We start from the raw sequence: 14,647 nt of genomic DNA, 5'->3' as shown, positions 1-14,647 counted from the left end.
CTCAGCGCGGGTCCAGGGCGGACAGCAGGAAGGCGGTCACCTCGTCCGACAGGTCCTCGGCGCTCTTGGGGCCGTCGGCGCGGTACCAGTGCGGTAGCTGGTTGACCATGCCCAGCGCGACGATGGTGACCGTGTCGGCGGACGCCTCCGTCGCGAACACGCCGTCCTTCTGGGCCTGCTCCACAAGGCCGCGGAAGCGGACGTGGTAACGGCGGCGGTCGGCGCGCACGGCGTGCATGTGCTCGTGGTCGAGGCGGTGCATCTCGCGGGCGAACACCTTGGCCTCGTCGATGTGCTCGGCGGTGCTCTGGATCAGCCCGGAGACGATCTCGCGGACGGCGTCGCGGGGCGGCAGCCCGGCGGCCAGGATCCGGTCGAGATCGGCGAGCTGGCGGGCGATCAGCGAGCGGTAGATCTCGTAGAGCAGGTCGTCCTTGGAGTCGAAGTAGTGGTAGAGGGCCCCCTTGGTGACCTCCGCCGCGGCCACGATCTCCTGCACCGAGGTGCCGTCGAAGCCGCGTTCGGCGAACAGCCGCAGCGCCGCGTCCAGAATCCGCCGCTCGACCGGGCTGCGCCGGGGGTGGCCGCCCCGTCCCGCACCCGAGACCATCGCCTGGACCTCCATTGACGCGTGCATGGACCTGGTCATAGCTTGCCAGAAAACCGACCAGTCGGTATGCCCGGAGAGGATCACCCCCATGCCCTCAGTCGAGACCGCCCGCGGGCCCGTGGACACCGCGGCGCTGGGCCGGACCCTCATGCACGAGCACGTCTTCTTTCTGAACACCGAGAACGTCCAGAACTACGGCGTGGGCGCCTGGTGGGACGAGGAGGAGCGGGTCGCCGACGCGGTCGCCAAGCTGAAGGAGCTGGCGGGCCGGGGCATCACCACCATCGCCGACCCCACCGTGTGGGGACTGGGCCGCTACATCCCGCGCATCAAGCGGATCGCCGAGCTGGTGCCCGAGCTCAACATCATCGTCGCGACCGGGGTGTACACCTACAACGACCTCCCGTTCCAGTTCATCTACCGGGGCCCGGAGACCCTGCTCGGCGGGCCCGACCCGATGATCGACAACTTCTGCCGCGACCTGATGGAGGGCATCGCCGACACCGGCGTGCGGGCCGCGTTCCTCAAGTGCGCCGTGCACACCCAGGGCCTCACCCCCGGTGTGCGGCGCGTGCTGCTCGCGGTCGCCGCCACCCACCGCGAGACGGGAGCGCCGATCACCGTCCACACCGACAGCGAGACCGGGAACGGCCGCCAGGTCGTGGAGGTGCTCGCCAAGGAGGGCGTGGACCTCGGCAAGGTCGTCATCGGCCACGCCGGCGACAGCAACGACCTAGACTACCTCAAGTCGCTGGCCGACACCGGCGCGATCCTCGGGATGGACAGGTTCGGGCTGGACCTCCTCAACCCGATGACCGACCGCGTCGCCACCATCGCGGCGCTGTGCGAGCAGGGCTACGCCGACCGGATGGTACTCAGCCACGACACAAGCTGCTACTCCGACTGGTTCGGCCCCGACCCGGAGACGGCGCGCGGGGTGGCCCCCAACTGGATCTACACCCACATCAGCGACGACGTCCTGCCCGCCCTGCGGGAGAAGGGCGTCACCGAGGCGCAGATCGACCAGATGCTCGTGGAGAATCCGCGCCGGTACTTCACCTGGTAGCCCCCCGCGGCCGTGGGAGGTCACCGCGGACATCAGTGATCGGGAGCGCGAAACCGGGGTAGAGCGTTCAAAAGGGCGATCATGTCCGTGGGGGCGGCCCGGCCGGAGGAGGGCGCGAGGTGTACGAGATCCCCGACGGCCGCCGCTCGGGCGGCGGTGCGGGCGGCGGCTGCGTGGTGGTCCTGGGCGTCCTCGCCGCCCTGGCGGTGCTGCTGCTCGGGCTGAACCTTCTGGACGAGCCCAGCCGCAACGTTCCGCCGCCGCAGAGCACGTCCAGCGCGCCCGCGTTACCGCCGCGCACGCCCAGCGGGCGCGGCCCCGGCGTCGTGATCATCGACACGGTGCAGGGGCTGCGCAACACCCGCGCGGCCGGTACGGGCATCCTGATGGACGCCTCCGGCCATGTGCTGACCAACAACCATGTCATCCAGGGCGCCACGTCCATCCGCGGGACGGTCGCCGACAACGGGCGGCGGTTCGTCGCCGACGTGCTCGGCTACCAGCGGTCCGGCGACATCGCGGTGGTGCGGCTGCGCGGCGCCTCCCGGCTGAGGCCCGCGGTGTTCGGCGACTCGTCGCGGGTGTCGCTGGACGACCCGGTCACCGCCATCGGCAACGCGGGCGGGAAGGGCGGGACGCCCAGCGTCGTCACCGGCACGGTCACCGCGCTGGACCAGGTGGTGACGGCCACCGACGAGTCCAACGGCACCTCCGAGCGGCTCACCGGGATGATCGAGACCAACGCCCCGATCCGTCCCGGCGACTCCGGCGGTCCGCTGCTGAACGCCGCGGGCCAGGTCATCGGCATGAACACGGCCGCGTCGGCGGGGTTCCGCGTGGAGGAGGGGGGCGCGGAACGCGGCTTCGCCATCCCGTCCAACCGGGCGCTGACCGTGGCCCGGCAGATCCAGCGGGGCGAGGCGTCCGCGACCGTCCACATCGGCGACACCGCGATGCTGGGCGTGCAGGTGCGCCCGGTCGGCGGCGACGTGCCCGGCAGCCCGCCGCCGCCCAGCCCCACCGGCGCCCTCATCGCCGGGCTGCTGCCCGGCACGCCCGCCGAGTCGGCCGGCCTGCCCCGTGGCGGCGTCATCGTGTCCCTGGACGGCCGGCCGGTCGACTCCCCCGGGAGGCTCACCGACCTGCTGCTCCTCCATCACCCGGGCGACACCGTGAGCGTGGGCTGGGTCGATCCGTCCGGGCGGCACTTCACCACCGGCATCACCCTCGCCAAGGGCCCGCCCCAATAGCCGCTAGCCCGCCTCCCTCGCCTGCCGGATGGCGTGCTCGGGGCGGTGCGCCAGCGTCCCCCCGTCGATGACGATGGTCTGGCCGGTGATGCAGCGCGCCTCCGACGAGGCGAGGAACGCGACCAGCGCGGCGACGTCCTCCGGCTCGCAGGGGTCGGGCAGCAGCCGTTCGGCGGCCTTCTCGGCGAGCCGCTCCGGGGTCATCGCCCGGCGGGCGACCTCGGTGAGGACGAGCGCGGGCGCGACGGCGTTGCAGCGGATGCCGCGCCTGCCGTACATGGTGGCGACATAGCGGGTGAACGAGATCAGCGCCGCCTTCGCCGCCCCGTACGCGGCGTGGTCGGTGTCGCCGACCAGGGCGGACACGGAGGTGGTGTTGACGATCGCGGCGCCCGCGCCCATGCGGGGGACGGCGTGCTTGACGCAGAGCATCGCGCCGCGCAGGTCGACGGCGAGGGTGCGGTCCCACACCTCCACGTCCATCTCGGTCAGGTCGAGGTCGCGCCCGTACACCTCGCGGGACAGCACGGCGGCGTTGCTGTGCAGGACGTCCAGGCGGCCGTCGTCGCCGGCCGCCGTCTCCACCATGGCGCGGACGTCGTCCTCCACGCTGACGTCGCCGGTGACGGGCCGGGCGGCGCCGCCCTCCTTGACGATCAGCTGGGCGGTCTCGGCCGCCGCCGCGGCGTCGATGTCGGCGACCGTGACCGTGGCGCCCTCGGCGGCCAGGCGGCGGGCGCAGGCGCGGCCGATGCCGGAGCCCGCGCCCGTCACCAGGGCCGTGCGGCGGGCGAACCTCACGGGTTCACTGTGGGGGGACGACCCCCCACACCCCCGGAGGTGCCGAGCGGGCCGGCTCCCTCCACTCCGCTGACACTCCGCTCCGGGGACCTCACCGTTCATCCCATTCGACAGGCAGGCTCGCCAGCCCGCGGCCGACCATGCTCTTGCGGTACTCGGGCGTGGCCCCCGGCACCAGGCGCAGGCTGGGCAGCCGGGCGGTGAGCCGCTGGAAGGCGATCTCCATCTTCAGCCGGCTCAGGGCCGCGCCGACGCAGTGGTGGATGCCGTACCCGAACACCATGTGGTCGCGGGCGTTCTCGCGGCGGATGTCGAACCGCTCGGGGTCGGGGAAGACCGTCTCGTCGTGCCCGGCCGAGTCGGTGTGCAGCAGGACCTGGGTGCCCGGCTTGATCGTGGTGCCGTGCAGGGTGACCTCGCGGGTGGTCGTGCGGAAGCTGCCGAGGCTGGCGCCGTCGATGCGAAGCGTCTCCTCGGCCATGCCGGGGATCAGCGACGGGTCGGCGACGATCTCCTCCCAGACCTCGCGCTCGCGCAGCAGCCGGTAGACCGCGTTGGACAGCGCGTTGGGAACGGTGTCGTTGCCGCCGAGCAGCAGCGCGCTGATCGTCTCCACGACCTCGCGGTGCGAGAGCCCGTTGTCGATGTGCTCGGCCATGAGCGAGACGAAGTCCTCGCGGGGCTCGGCGCGGCGGTCGCTGACCAGCCGGTCCACGTAGTCGAGGTACTTGAGGAAGTCCTGGGCCAGCTCGCGCTGCCGCTCGGGCGGCTGGGGCGACAGGAACAACTGGAACCAGGAGGTCACCCAGTGCTTGACCCTGTCCTCGTCCTCGGGCGGGACCCCGATGAAGTGGGCGGCCAGGCGCGCGGACGGCCGGTGCGCCAGCTCGACGGTGAAGTCGGCCCGCCCGGCGGGCAGGATCTCGTCCAGGGCGCGGTCCACCTCGGCCTGGAACCGGTCACCGAGGCGTTTGACGGCGCGGGGCGTGAAGGCGCGGGAGATCGCCCGGCGCATCCGCGTGTGCTGGGGCGGGTCCACGTTGGCCGAGAAGTTGTCCAGGAACGAGTGGTGCTCGCCTAGCGTCTCCTTGACCTCGTCGGTGAGGGTGCGGGAGATGGTGAGCGAGCCGACGCTGGAAAAGGTCTCGTGGTCGCGGTAGGCGTTGCGGACGTCCTCGTACCGGGTCAGCACCCACATGCCGAAGTGGTCGCTCCAGAAGACGGGGTGCTCGTGGCGCAGGCGCCTCAGGAACGGGTACGGGTTGGCGACGTGCCAGTCGGAGGTGATGTCGAAGTCCGTTGCGGTCTCCGGGGTGGTCACGGACGGCCTCCGGTCTCGGTCGGGGTGAGGATGTCGTGGGGGTTGGTGACGAGCATCTGCCGTATCTGCTCCTCGGTGACGCCCCGGGCGCGCAGGGCGGGCAGCACGTCCCGGGAGATGTGCAGCAGGTGGTAGTCGGGATGCCGCTGCTTGATGACCTCGGGTTCGAAACGGTCGTTGAAGCAGTAGGAGTCGTGCGAGAGCACCATGCGGTTCGCGTGGCCGCGCTCGCACATCGCGACGACGGTGGCGACCCGGTCCTCGAACGAGGTGAACTCGATGCCGAAGCGGTCCATGCCGATATAGGACCCGTTGGCGATCAGTTCTTCGAGGTAGCCGAGATCGGTGGAGTCGCCCGCGTGCCCGATCACCACGCGGGACAGGTCCACGCCCTCTTCGGCCAGGAGTTTCTGCTGGTCAAGCCCATTGCGGGTGGCCGACTCGCTGTGCGTGGTGATCGGCACGCCGGTCTCGCGGTGGGCCTGGGCGACGGCGCGCATCACCCGTTCGACGCCGGGCGTGAGGCCCTGCCTGCCGGTGGCGCACTTGAGCATGCCCGCCTTGACGCCGGTGCGCCCGATGCCCTCGGTGATGTCGCGGATGAAGAACTCGGCGAGCCGGTCCGGCCCGCCGAACAGCGAGCCGGGGCCGCGGTTGCCGAAGTACGGGGGCAGCGCGTCGTAGGTGTAGAGGCCGGTGGCGGCGACGATGTTGACGGAGGTCAGCTCGGCGACCCGCTGGACGGCCGGGACGTACCGGCCGAGCCCGATCACCGTGAGGTCGACGATCGTGTCGATCCCGGCGGCCTTGAGCTCGTCCAGCTTGGCGGCGGCCTCGCGGGCGCGCTTCTCCAGGTCCCAGCCCTCGGGGATGTCGGGCCAGTTCCACAGGATCTCCGGGCTCAGCCCGAAGACGTGCTCGTGCATCAGCGTGGCGCCGGTCTCGCCCACCGGCCCGCGTACCGTCTCGATGGATGTCATGGCGCCGCCTTGTCCGGACCGGTGAGGGGGGAACGACACGTCATGAGGTGGGCACCACCGGGAACAGCGGGTGGTCGAAGGGCTCGTTGACCTTGAGCCCCAGGTCGTCGGTCTGCCCGTACGGGGCGCCGGTGTAGAGGCTGGCGGCGTCGAAGTAGGTGACGGTGAACGACAGCCGGGGCCGGTCGCGGCGGTTGGCCGGCGCGCCGTGGATGACCAGGGCGCTGTGCACGGTGGCGTCGCCGGGCGCCATGTCGATCGGCGGGGAGACCTCCAGATCCTTCAGCCAGGGGTGCTGGCTGAGCGCGTCGTCGCCTTCGCGGACGAAGCTGCGCCCCAGCGGCCCGTACAGGTGGGAACGGTCGTAGAAGCGCAGCGAGCCCATGTCGGCGGAGACGTCGTCCAGCGCGAGCCAGATCGTGAGCATCGCGGAGCGGTCCATCGGCATCCACGGGAAGTCCTGGTGGAAGACCGTGGCGCCGTGGCCGTTGCCGTCCTCCGGCTCCTTGATCAGCAGGTTGGTGACCTGGAGCCGGACGTTCTGGACGCCGAGCAGCAGCCGGGTGGCGTTGCGGCCCAGGCCGGGCGACAGGGCGAGCGCGCGGAACGCCTCGTCGTGCTCGGCGATGTCGCGGTCCTGGCCGAACGCCTGGTCGACGAAGCTGTTGCGGAACGCCTCGCGCCTGGCCGCCAGCCGTTCCAGCGCCCGGTCGCGCAGCCCGGCCACGAATCCGGGGTCCACCAGGCCGGGCAGCAGGGCCCAGCCGTGCTCGCGGTAATGCGCGATCTCCTTCTCGGTCACGTCGCGAACGGGAGCCTGCACTATCGGTACACCCATGGGCGCTGTTCCTTTACGCCGGTTACCTGCAAGGACCTTCAAGTGGACGGTAACGCCAACACAGCGTATCAAGCAAGCGCTTGGTATTATCGCGGGGCCTCCGGCACCTCGATCGTGATCCGGCGCGAACGGGCATAGGCTTCGCCCCATGACGTCTTCTCCGCCGCCCTCCGGACAGGAGCGCGGGAGCTCCTCCCCCTACCCGCCGGAGATGCGGGCGTCCGACGCCGACCGCGACCGGGTCGCGGAGGTGCTGCGCGAGGCCGCGGGTGACGGCCGGCTCACGCTGGAGGAGCTCCAGGAGCGGCTCAACCAGGTCTACATGGCCAAGACCTACGCCGAGCTGGAGCCGATCACCCGCGACCTGCCGAGCCCCGGAGGCCGTGGCGACCTGGCGCCGTACACGCCGCCGTTCGCCGACGCGCCCGCCGCCGACCCGCCGAGCTGGTGGACGGGCCTCGCCATCATGAGCGGGTTCAGGCACGAGGGCCGCTGGACGGTCCCGAGGCGGTTCACCACGTTCGCCTTCTGGGGCGGCGGCAGGCTCGACCTGCGCGAGGCGCGGTTCGCCGAGCCCGAGGTGAGGATCCGGGCCTTCGCGATCATGGGCGGGGTCGAGGTGATCGTGCCCGAGGACATCGCCGTCCGGGTCAACGGGATCGGCATCATGGGCGGCTTCGACCACCACGCGAGCGGTCCCGGGGTGCCGGGAGCGCCGCGCGTGGTGATCTCGGGCCTGGCGTTCTGGGGAGGCGTGAACGTCAAGCGCAAGGCCCGCAAGCACGCCAGGAGGCTCCGCGAGGGGAACGAGGCCCGCGGCGAGCTCGAAGGCTAGGCCCGGCTCGGGGCCAGCTTCGAGCCCGGGTAGGGGCTGAGCAGGTTCTCCCGCCAGGGCCCTTCGAGGTAGGCGCGGGCGCGCTTGCGCCAGCTCAGCAGGCGGTGGTCGGCGGGCACGCCGTCATCGAGCCCGAGCGCCGCGTCCCTGGACCTTTGCAGCTCCAGGTGGGCGTCGATGTCGGTGCCCCAGAGCGTGACCACCTCGCTGTCGCAGAACTGCACCTCGTACGCGCCGACCAGCCGATGTCCATGATCGGCCAGTATCGGCGCACGCTCCTCCTGGACGGCGGCCAGGTAGTCCAGCGCCGCGCCCGGCCGCACCTGCGCGCTCTCGAACAGGTACAGCGGCGCCGCGTACCCCTCGGAGAGCAGGTCCGCCACCGCGGGCGAGCCCGGGGCCGCGCCCAGCGGCCGGGAGTAGGCGGAGAACCGCAGGTCGTCGATGTCGGACAGGAAGAGGTTCTGCTGGACGTCGTCGTAGATCTCCACCATCTGCCGCCAGCCGCCGTCCCAGCCGCCGTGGCAGTCCCAGAGGGTGACGACCTTGAACTGCGGGTGGCCGCTGATGCCGACCGCGTAGAACGCCCCGACCAGGTCGATCTCCTTGGAGCGGATGGACAGGCCCTCGGTGAGCCTCGGCGCCCCCGCCTCCATGCGGTCGTCCTCCCGCTTGTAGCCGGTGAGCCAGCGCAGGTACTCCAGGGGCCTGCGCGAGTTCATCGGGTGGAACTCGACCTCTTCGAGCAGGTAGATGCCGCGGCGCATGGAGCCTCCAGTCGTTAACCAAGCAATTGCTTGGTTAACGACCGTACTGCGCTCGCGATCAGCCGTCCAGTGGCGGGCGGCGCTCGTGCCAGGGACGGGCCCGCTCGTAGGCCAGCGCGGCGTTCATCACCCGTGCGTCGGCATGCCGCGGCCCGACGATCTGGAGCCCTGCCGGAAGCCCGTCCGGGGTGAACCCGCACGGGACGCTCGCGGCCGGCTGCTGGGTCATGTTGAACGGGTAGGTGAACGGCGTCCAGGCCGTCCAGCGCCCCACCCCGCCGTACAGGCCGTCGGCCGGGCTCTCGCGGCCCGCCTCGAACGCGGGGATCGGCACGGTCGGGGTGAGCAGCAGGTCGTACTCCTCGTGGAACAGGCCCATGATCCGGCCCAGCTCCCGGCGGCGCGCGACGGCGTCCAGGTAGACGCTGAGCGAGTACTGCGCGCCCTTGTCGCAGATCTCGCGCAGGCCGGGGTCGAGCTTGCCGCGCTCCTCCTCGGTGAGGTTCTCCACGACCTTCGCGGCCCCGGCGAACCACAGCACCTCGAAGTCCTCGACCGGATCGGCGAAGCCCGGGTCGGCCCGCTCCACCTTGGCGCCCAGCTCGGCGAACACCCCGGCGGCCGCGTCCACGAGCGCGGCGACCTCCGGGTCCACCGAGGCGAAGCCCAGCTCGGGGCTGAAGGCGACGCGCAGCCCCGACACGTCCCCGGCCAGCGTGGAGAACGGCTCGCGCGGCGGCGGCAGCGCCGACCAGTCCCGGCCGTCGAAACCGGTGATCACATCCAGCAGCAGCGCGGCGTCCCGCACCGTACGGGTCATCGGTCCGACGTGCGCCAGCGTCCCGAACGGGCTGGCCGGGTAGTGCGGCACCAAACCGTAGGTCGGCTTGAGCGTGACCGTGCCGGTGAACGCGGCCGGGATGCGCACCGAGCCGCCGCCGTCGGTGCCCAGCGCCAGCGGAGCCAGGCCCGCCGCGACCGCGGCCGCCGCTCCCCCGCTGGAGCCGCCGGGCGTACGGGCGGTGTCCCACGGGTTGCGGGTGACCCCGGTGAGCGGCGAATCGGTCACGCCCTTCCAGGCGAACTCCGGCGTCGTGGTCTTGCCGATCGGCACCGCGCCGTGCTCGTACAGGCGGGCCACCGAGGGCGCGTCCTCCGGCCAGTCCAGGCCGGGATCGATCGTGCGCGAGCCGCGCAGCGTCGGACGGCCCTTGGTGATCAGGATGTCCTTGATCGAGACGGGCACCCCGTCCAGCAGGCCCGCGGGCTCACCGCGCCGCCACCGCTCCGCCGAGGTGCGCGCCGCCTCCAGCGACCACTCCGGGTCGACCAGGCAGAACGCGTTCAGCCGCGGATCGATCCGCTCGATCCGTTCCAGGACGGCCTCAGTGGCCTCCACCGGGGTCAGCTCCCTGCGCCCGTAGGCGTCCAGCAGCTCGGTCGCGGTCAGGCCGGTCGGATCGGTGCCGGTCATGAGACCTCCTGGTTCGGTGCGGCGGTCAGCCGGACGCGGTCGGCGTCCCGGAGCCGACATACCCGAGGCGCTTGTCCACCACGTTCAGCAGGGGGCGGCCGGCGACGTACCGGCCGAGGTTGTCGGCGAACAGGCGGACCAGCTCCGTCCTCCACCCCACCACGTCCCCGGACATGTGCGGGGAGACGATCACGTTGGGCAGGTCCCAGAGGGGGGACGGCTCCGGCAGCGGCTCGTCCTCGAAGACGTCCAGGGCGGCGCCCGCGATCCGTTCCGCCCGCAGGGCCTCGACCAGGTCGTCCTCCACCACCAGCGCGCCCCGGCCCACGTTGATCAGCCGGGCGGTCGGCCGCATCCGCGTCAGCGCGGCACCGTCGATCATGCCACGGGTGCGGTCGGTGAGCGGCGCCGCCAGCACCACCCAGTCGGCCTCGCCCAGCGCCTCGTGCAGCCGGTCGTCCGGCAGCACCTCGCCCAGATCGGGATCGCCGGTGCGGGCGGTGCGCCCCATCCCGGTCACCACGATCCCGGCCGCGGCCAGCGCGCGGCCGATCGCCCGCCCGATCGGGCCGGTGCCGATCACCAGCGCGCGGGTGCCCTCGATCCGCTCGCTCTCGCGGTGCCGCCACACCCGCCGCTCCTGCAGCCTCAGCGTCGTCCGCAGGTCCTTGGCGAAGCACAGCACCAGGCCCAGCACGTACTCGGCGATCGGCCGCTCGAAGACCCCGCGCGAGTTGGTGACGACCGTGTCGCTCTCGACCAGCCCGGGGAACAGCAGGCCGTCCACCCCAGCGCTGGCGACATGCACCCAGCCGGGCGCCCCTTCCCTCGGCCATACGCGGGAGGGTGCCCGTGAGAAGAAGTCGTACACGAACAGCACGTCGGAACCCGGAAGCGCCTCGGCGAGCCCGGACCCGTCCACGTAGCGCACGCGGGCGAGACGTTCGACCGGCTCCATGGCCGGCGGCGGATCGGCCTCGTCGCGCAGCACGACCACCCGCGGCCTGCCCTCTGGCTCCATGGCCTCACTTTCCGGGGTCGGCGATTAACGAGAACGCAACGCATGGGGGCATTGACACGCTAGGAAGCGCTCGTAGGATTGTCAACAATCAGCGCGGGTACCTCGAAATCCAGAACGAGCAGGTGACCGTGCTGGTCGTGCTGCAAGACCGTCGCAACCGTTCCACAGGCCAGGGCGGATCCCAAGGCGCTCTATTCGTCAAGAGTCCTCTCGGGTGAGCGACGCGTCGCTCACCCCTGTGCCCGGGGAGGCCGGCATGCCCAAGCTCATGACCATCACGCTCGAGCGCCGAGGCGTCTCCTGCATCGCCGAACTGCTCGAAAAGGACGCGCCCCGGACGTGCGAGGCGGTCTGGCGGGCCCTGCCGCAGGGCGGCGACGCGTACCACGCCAAGTACGCGCGCAACGAGGTCTACACCATGGTCGAGCGGTTCAGCGACGAAGAGATCGGCTTGGAGAACCCCACGGTGACCCCCATCCCGGGCGACGTGGTGTATTTCGACTTCCACGGCGGGATGCTGGACAGGGGCTTCAAGGAGGAGAAGGGCATCGACGGCCTGCCCGGCGTCGTCGACCTGGCCATCTTCTACGGGCGCAACAACCTGCTGCTGAACGGGGACGTCGGCTGGGTGCCCGGCAACGTCTACGCCACCATCGTGGACGGGCTCGACCGCATGGCCGAGGCGTGCAACGACGTATGGCGGTCCGGCGGCGTCGGCGAACGCCTCGTCTACGCCAGGCACGACGGCTGAACGGGCGGCGGTGATGGCATTCGACCCCAAGCTCATCGTCGGCCCGGAACTGCCGGCACAGCACGGCATCGGCGTCGTGGCCCCGTTCGACTTCGCGCTCGACCGGGAGCTGTGGCGCTGGACACCCGACGACGTCTCGCTCTTCATGACGAGGCTGCCCTACGTCCCGGTGCCGGTGACGGTGGAGATGGCCTCGGCCCTGTCCGACCACTCGATCGTCCGGCAGGCGACCCGCGACGTGCTGGCCCCCGAGCCGCTGGCGGTGGCCTACGCCTGCGCCTCGGGCAGCTTCATCCGCGGCGCGGAGGGCGAGCGGGAGCTCCAGCAGGCCATGCTCAAGGCCGGGGCCCCGGCCGCCACGACCACCTCGGGCGCCCTGGTGGAGTCGCTGTCCCTGCTCGGCATCGGCCGGATCGCGGTGGTGACCCCGTACATCGACAGCGTCACCGACCGGCTGGTGTCCTTCCTCGGCGCGCACGGCGTCGCGGTGGTGTCCTCGGTCGGGATGGGGCTGCTCAACCACATCTGGAAGGTCGGCTACCAGGAGGTGGTCAACGCCGTGTCGGCGGTCGACCGGCCCGAGGCGGAGGCGGTGTTCATCAGCTGCACCAACGTCCCGACGTACGACATCATCGCGCCGCTGGAACGCATGATCGGCAAGCCCGTGCTCACCGCCAACCAGGTGACCATGTGCTCCGCGCTGCGGGCGATGGGGCTCCAGGCCGCGGGCGAGGGCCAGTGGCTGGTCCAGGTGAGCCAGGCCCCGGCGGCCTAGATCGCAACTGATAGGATTGTCGACAATTTTTCCACTGGAGGGGCGGAAGTTGGTGCCCAGCGTCGGATTCCTCTACCCGGGCCACAGCGCCGAGGACGACTACCCGGTGATCGAGCGGATCCTCGGTGACGTGCGGCTGCCCGTCGTCCACACGCTCATGCGGGAGGACGCGCACCGGGTGGACGCCCTGCTGGACGTGGGCGGAGCCGACGTCCTGTCCGAGGGGGCCAGGACGCTGCGCGGGCTTGAGGTGGCGGCGGCCGTGTGGGCCTGCACCAGCGGCAGCTTCGTGTTCGGCTGGGACGGCGCCGCCGCGCAGGTCGAGGGCGTCAGCGCGGCCGCCGGTGTGCCCGCGTCCAGTACCTCCTTCGCCTTCGTCAACGCGGCCCGGCACCTGGGCGTGACCCGGGTCGCGGTGGCCGCCACCTACCCGGCGGACGTGGCGGAGCGGTTCGCCGCCTTCCTCGCGCACGCCGGCATCGAGGTCGTCGCGCTGACCAGCCGCGGCATCATCACCGCCGCCGAGGTCGGCACGCTGGGACGCGACGACGTCCTGGACTTCGTCGCCGCCAACGACCATCCCGGCGCCGAGGCCGTCCTGGTCCCCGACACCGCGCTGCACACGGTCGCCTGGCTGGACGACCTGGAGGCGCGGCTGGGCAAGCCCGTCCTCACCGCCAACCAGGTGAGCGTCTGGGAGGGCCTGCGCCTGGCGGCGGGGAGCGTGCCGCGCCCCCGCCCCGGCCTGGGCACGCTGTTCGCCGAGGGACCGGCCGGAGCGGCGGCTCCGGACGCGATCCGGGCGGCCCGCCTGTGAGACACGAGCGAGTAGCCCTCGGCATGGGCCGAGGTGAACTGAATAAAGAGAGGAACCCTCGGCATGGGCCGACTGGGTGAACTTGAACCCGTCCCCCGCAGATCCACCGTGGAGATCGTCTACGACGAGCTGAGAACGGCGATCCTGTACGGCCAGCTCGAACCCGGCGAGCAGCTCGGCGAGGCCGATCTGGCGGGACGGCTGGGCATCAGCCGCGGCCCGCTGCGCGAGGCCATGCAGCGGCTCGTCCAGGAGGGGCTGCTGCACAGCGAGCCGCACCGCGGCCTGTTCGTGGTCACGCTGGACCGGAGCGACGTGGAGGACGTCTACCGTGCCAGGCTCGCCATCGAGCGGGCGGCGTGCGTCCTGGTGATGGAGCGCAACCGCGGCGAGGCGGTGGCCCGGCTCACCGAGGCGCTGGACCACCTGGTCGAGGCCGCCAGGGAACGCGACCGGGTGAAGATGAGCGATGCCGACCAGGCTTTCCACGAGGTGCTGGTCAGCTCGTCCGGCAGCCCCCGGCTGGAGCGCATGGCGCAGACCCTGCTGGTGGAGACCCGCATGTGCCTGAACGCGCTCCAGGACACCTACCCCGAGCCGGAAGAGCTGGTGGAGGAGCACCGGCGGCTCGTCGACGCCATCTCCGACGGCGAGGAGGAGCGACTGCTGCACCTGATCGAAGAGCACATGCTCGACTCCATCGAGCGACTGTCGTAGGAGCTCAGCTGTCCCCCGCTCTCGCCCAGAGGCTCGGCGCTGTGTTCATTGGCGGTGCCTGCGGCGTCGGGCGCTGGGCGCCCTCCTTCTCCGGCACCGCGCGCGATCGCTGCATCGCTCCGACTCGCCTAGAGGCTCGCTACGCGATCAGATTCTTGCTTCGCTTGAATCTGCCTTCGGTCGCGATCGCAGCGCTTGGGCGCCGCTCGGGGCTGGGGTGACGGGTTGAGGTCGTTGGGAGAGGTGTTTATTGCATGCGCGGGCTGCGCTCCGTTTATTGGCGGTGCCTGCGGCGTCGGGCGCTGGGCGCCCTCCTTCTCCGGCACCGCGCGCGATCGCTGCATCGCTCCGACTCGCCTAGAGGCTCGCTACGCGATCAGATTCTTGCTTCGCTTGAATCTGCCTTCGGTCGCGATCGCAGCGCTTGGGCGCCGCTCGGGGCTGGGGTGACGGGTTGAGGTCGTTGGGAGAGGTGTTTATTGCATGCGCGGGCTGCGTGTCAATCCCGGCCCAATCGTGACCCGGTTGTTCCGGGTGAACCGTGACCCACCCGATTGTTGATCTTTAGTTGTCGGTCTTGGCCGCGGGGACGCGGCCGAGGTCGCGGTCTTTGAGCCGGTAGCT

General features: G+C 71.4%; 15 protein-coding genes. 7 read left to right on the top strand and 8 right to left on the bottom strand.

The window, feature by feature from the left end; translation table 11 throughout:
- Position 1: 1 nt before the first annotated feature.
- Positions 2–637 (bottom strand): TetR/AcrR family transcriptional regulator, encoded by a 636-nt coding sequence (locus QSK21_RS30435; RefSeq protein ID WP_285700916.1) that lies wholly within the window; start codon positions 635–637, stop codon positions 2–4.
- Between the two features lie 61 nt (positions 638–698).
- Between QSK21_RS30435 and QSK21_RS30430 the strand changes: the two genes are divergently transcribed.
- Positions 699–1,676 carry a phosphotriesterase family protein gene (locus tag QSK21_RS30430; protein WP_285700915.1) on the top strand — a complete coding sequence of 326 codons (978 nt, stop codon included), beginning with the start codon at positions 699–701 and terminating at the stop codon, positions 1,674–1,676.
- Between the two features lie 119 nt (positions 1,677–1,795).
- Positions 1,796–2,926: a S1C family serine protease gene (locus tag QSK21_RS30425; RefSeq protein WP_285700914.1), complete on the top strand. Its 1,131-nt coding sequence runs from the start codon at positions 1,796–1,798 to the stop codon at positions 2,924–2,926.
- A 3-nt stretch (positions 2,927–2,929) separates the two neighbouring features.
- Here the strand turns inward: QSK21_RS30425 and QSK21_RS30420 are convergent, their stop codons facing one another.
- The 4 genes from QSK21_RS30420 to QSK21_RS30405 form a co-directional block, all read right to left on the bottom strand.
- On the bottom strand, positions 2,930–3,727 hold the full coding sequence (locus QSK21_RS30420) for an SDR family NAD(P)-dependent oxidoreductase (protein ID WP_285700913.1): 798 nt from the start codon (positions 3,725–3,727) through the stop codon (positions 2,930–2,932).
- Positions 3,728–3,818: 91 nt separating this feature from the next.
- Positions 3,819–5,048 (bottom strand): cytochrome P450, encoded by a 1,230-nt coding sequence (locus tag QSK21_RS30415; protein WP_285700912.1) that lies wholly within the window; start codon positions 5,046–5,048, stop codon positions 3,819–3,821.
- Complete coding sequence (locus QSK21_RS30410; protein WP_285700910.1) at positions 5,045–6,028, bottom strand: phosphotriesterase family protein; 984 nt, start codon at positions 6,026–6,028, stop codon at positions 5,045–5,047. The genes QSK21_RS30415 and QSK21_RS30410 overlap by 4 nt, the downstream gene beginning before the upstream one ends.
- 40 nt (positions 6,029–6,068) lie before the next feature.
- Positions 6,069–6,866: a phytanoyl-CoA dioxygenase family protein gene (locus tag QSK21_RS30405; protein ID WP_285700909.1), complete on the bottom strand. Its 798-nt coding sequence runs from the start codon at positions 6,864–6,866 to the stop codon at positions 6,069–6,071.
- Between the two features lie 148 nt (positions 6,867–7,014).
- Here QSK21_RS30405 and QSK21_RS30400 point away from each other — a divergent pair, with 148 nt between their 5' ends.
- On the top strand, positions 7,015–7,701 hold the full coding sequence (locus QSK21_RS30400) for a DUF1707 SHOCT-like domain-containing protein (RefSeq protein ID WP_285700908.1): 687 nt from the start codon (positions 7,015–7,017) through the stop codon (positions 7,699–7,701).
- Here the strand turns inward: QSK21_RS30400 and QSK21_RS30395 are convergent.
- The 3 genes from QSK21_RS30395 to QSK21_RS30385 are packed head-to-tail and all read right to left on the bottom strand — an operon-like array spanning position 7,698 to position 10,963.
- Positions 7,698–8,468, bottom strand: a complete 771-nt coding sequence (locus tag QSK21_RS30395; RefSeq protein WP_285700906.1) for a hypothetical protein — start codon at positions 8,466–8,468, stop codon at positions 7,698–7,700. The two genes, QSK21_RS30400 and QSK21_RS30395, sit on opposite strands and share 4 nt — an antisense overlap.
- 58 nt (positions 8,469–8,526) lie before the next feature.
- Entirely contained in the window at positions 8,527–10,002 is a 1,476-nt protein-coding gene (locus QSK21_RS30390) for an amidase (RefSeq protein ID WP_502871612.1), read from the bottom strand.
- The gene (locus QSK21_RS30385; protein ID WP_285700904.1) at positions 9,968–10,963 is read right to left on the bottom strand and encodes a D-2-hydroxyacid dehydrogenase; all 996 of its coding nucleotides are present in this window, start codon (positions 10,961–10,963) and stop codon (positions 9,968–9,970) included. Before QSK21_RS30385 ends, QSK21_RS30390 begins: the two co-directional genes overlap by 35 nt.
- 268 nt (positions 10,964–11,231) lie before the next feature.
- Here QSK21_RS30385 and QSK21_RS30380 point away from each other — a divergent pair, with 268 nt between their 5' ends.
- The 4 genes from QSK21_RS30380 (at position 11,232) to QSK21_RS30365 (ending at position 14,023) form a co-directional block, all read left to right on the top strand.
- Positions 11,232–11,714 carry a DUF3830 family protein gene (locus QSK21_RS30380; RefSeq protein WP_285700977.1) on the top strand — a complete coding sequence of 161 codons (483 nt, stop codon included), beginning with the start codon at positions 11,232–11,234 and terminating at the stop codon, positions 11,712–11,714.
- Between the two features lie 13 nt (positions 11,715–11,727).
- Positions 11,728–12,489 (top strand): maleate cis-trans isomerase family protein, encoded by a 762-nt coding sequence (locus tag QSK21_RS30375; protein ID WP_285700902.1) that lies wholly within the window; start codon positions 11,728–11,730, stop codon positions 12,487–12,489.
- Between the two features lie 52 nt (positions 12,490–12,541).
- Entirely contained in the window at positions 12,542–13,306 is a 765-nt protein-coding gene (locus tag QSK21_RS30370; RefSeq protein ID WP_285700901.1) for a maleate cis-trans isomerase family protein, read from the top strand.
- A 63-nt stretch (positions 13,307–13,369) separates the two neighbouring features.
- Positions 13,370–14,023 (top strand): GntR family transcriptional regulator, encoded by a 654-nt coding sequence (locus QSK21_RS30365; protein ID WP_285700900.1) that lies wholly within the window; start codon positions 13,370–13,372, stop codon positions 14,021–14,023.
- The last annotated feature ends 624 nt before the right edge of the window (positions 14,024–14,647 follow it).

Source organism: Actinomadura sp. NBRC 104412 (assembly GCF_030269515.1).
Classification (GTDB): Bacteria; Actinomycetota; Actinomycetes; order Streptosporangiales; family Streptosporangiaceae; genus Spirillospora.
The sequence above is the reverse complement of the archived record's forward strand: the minus strand, read 5'-3'. Positions and strand labels throughout refer to the sequence as shown.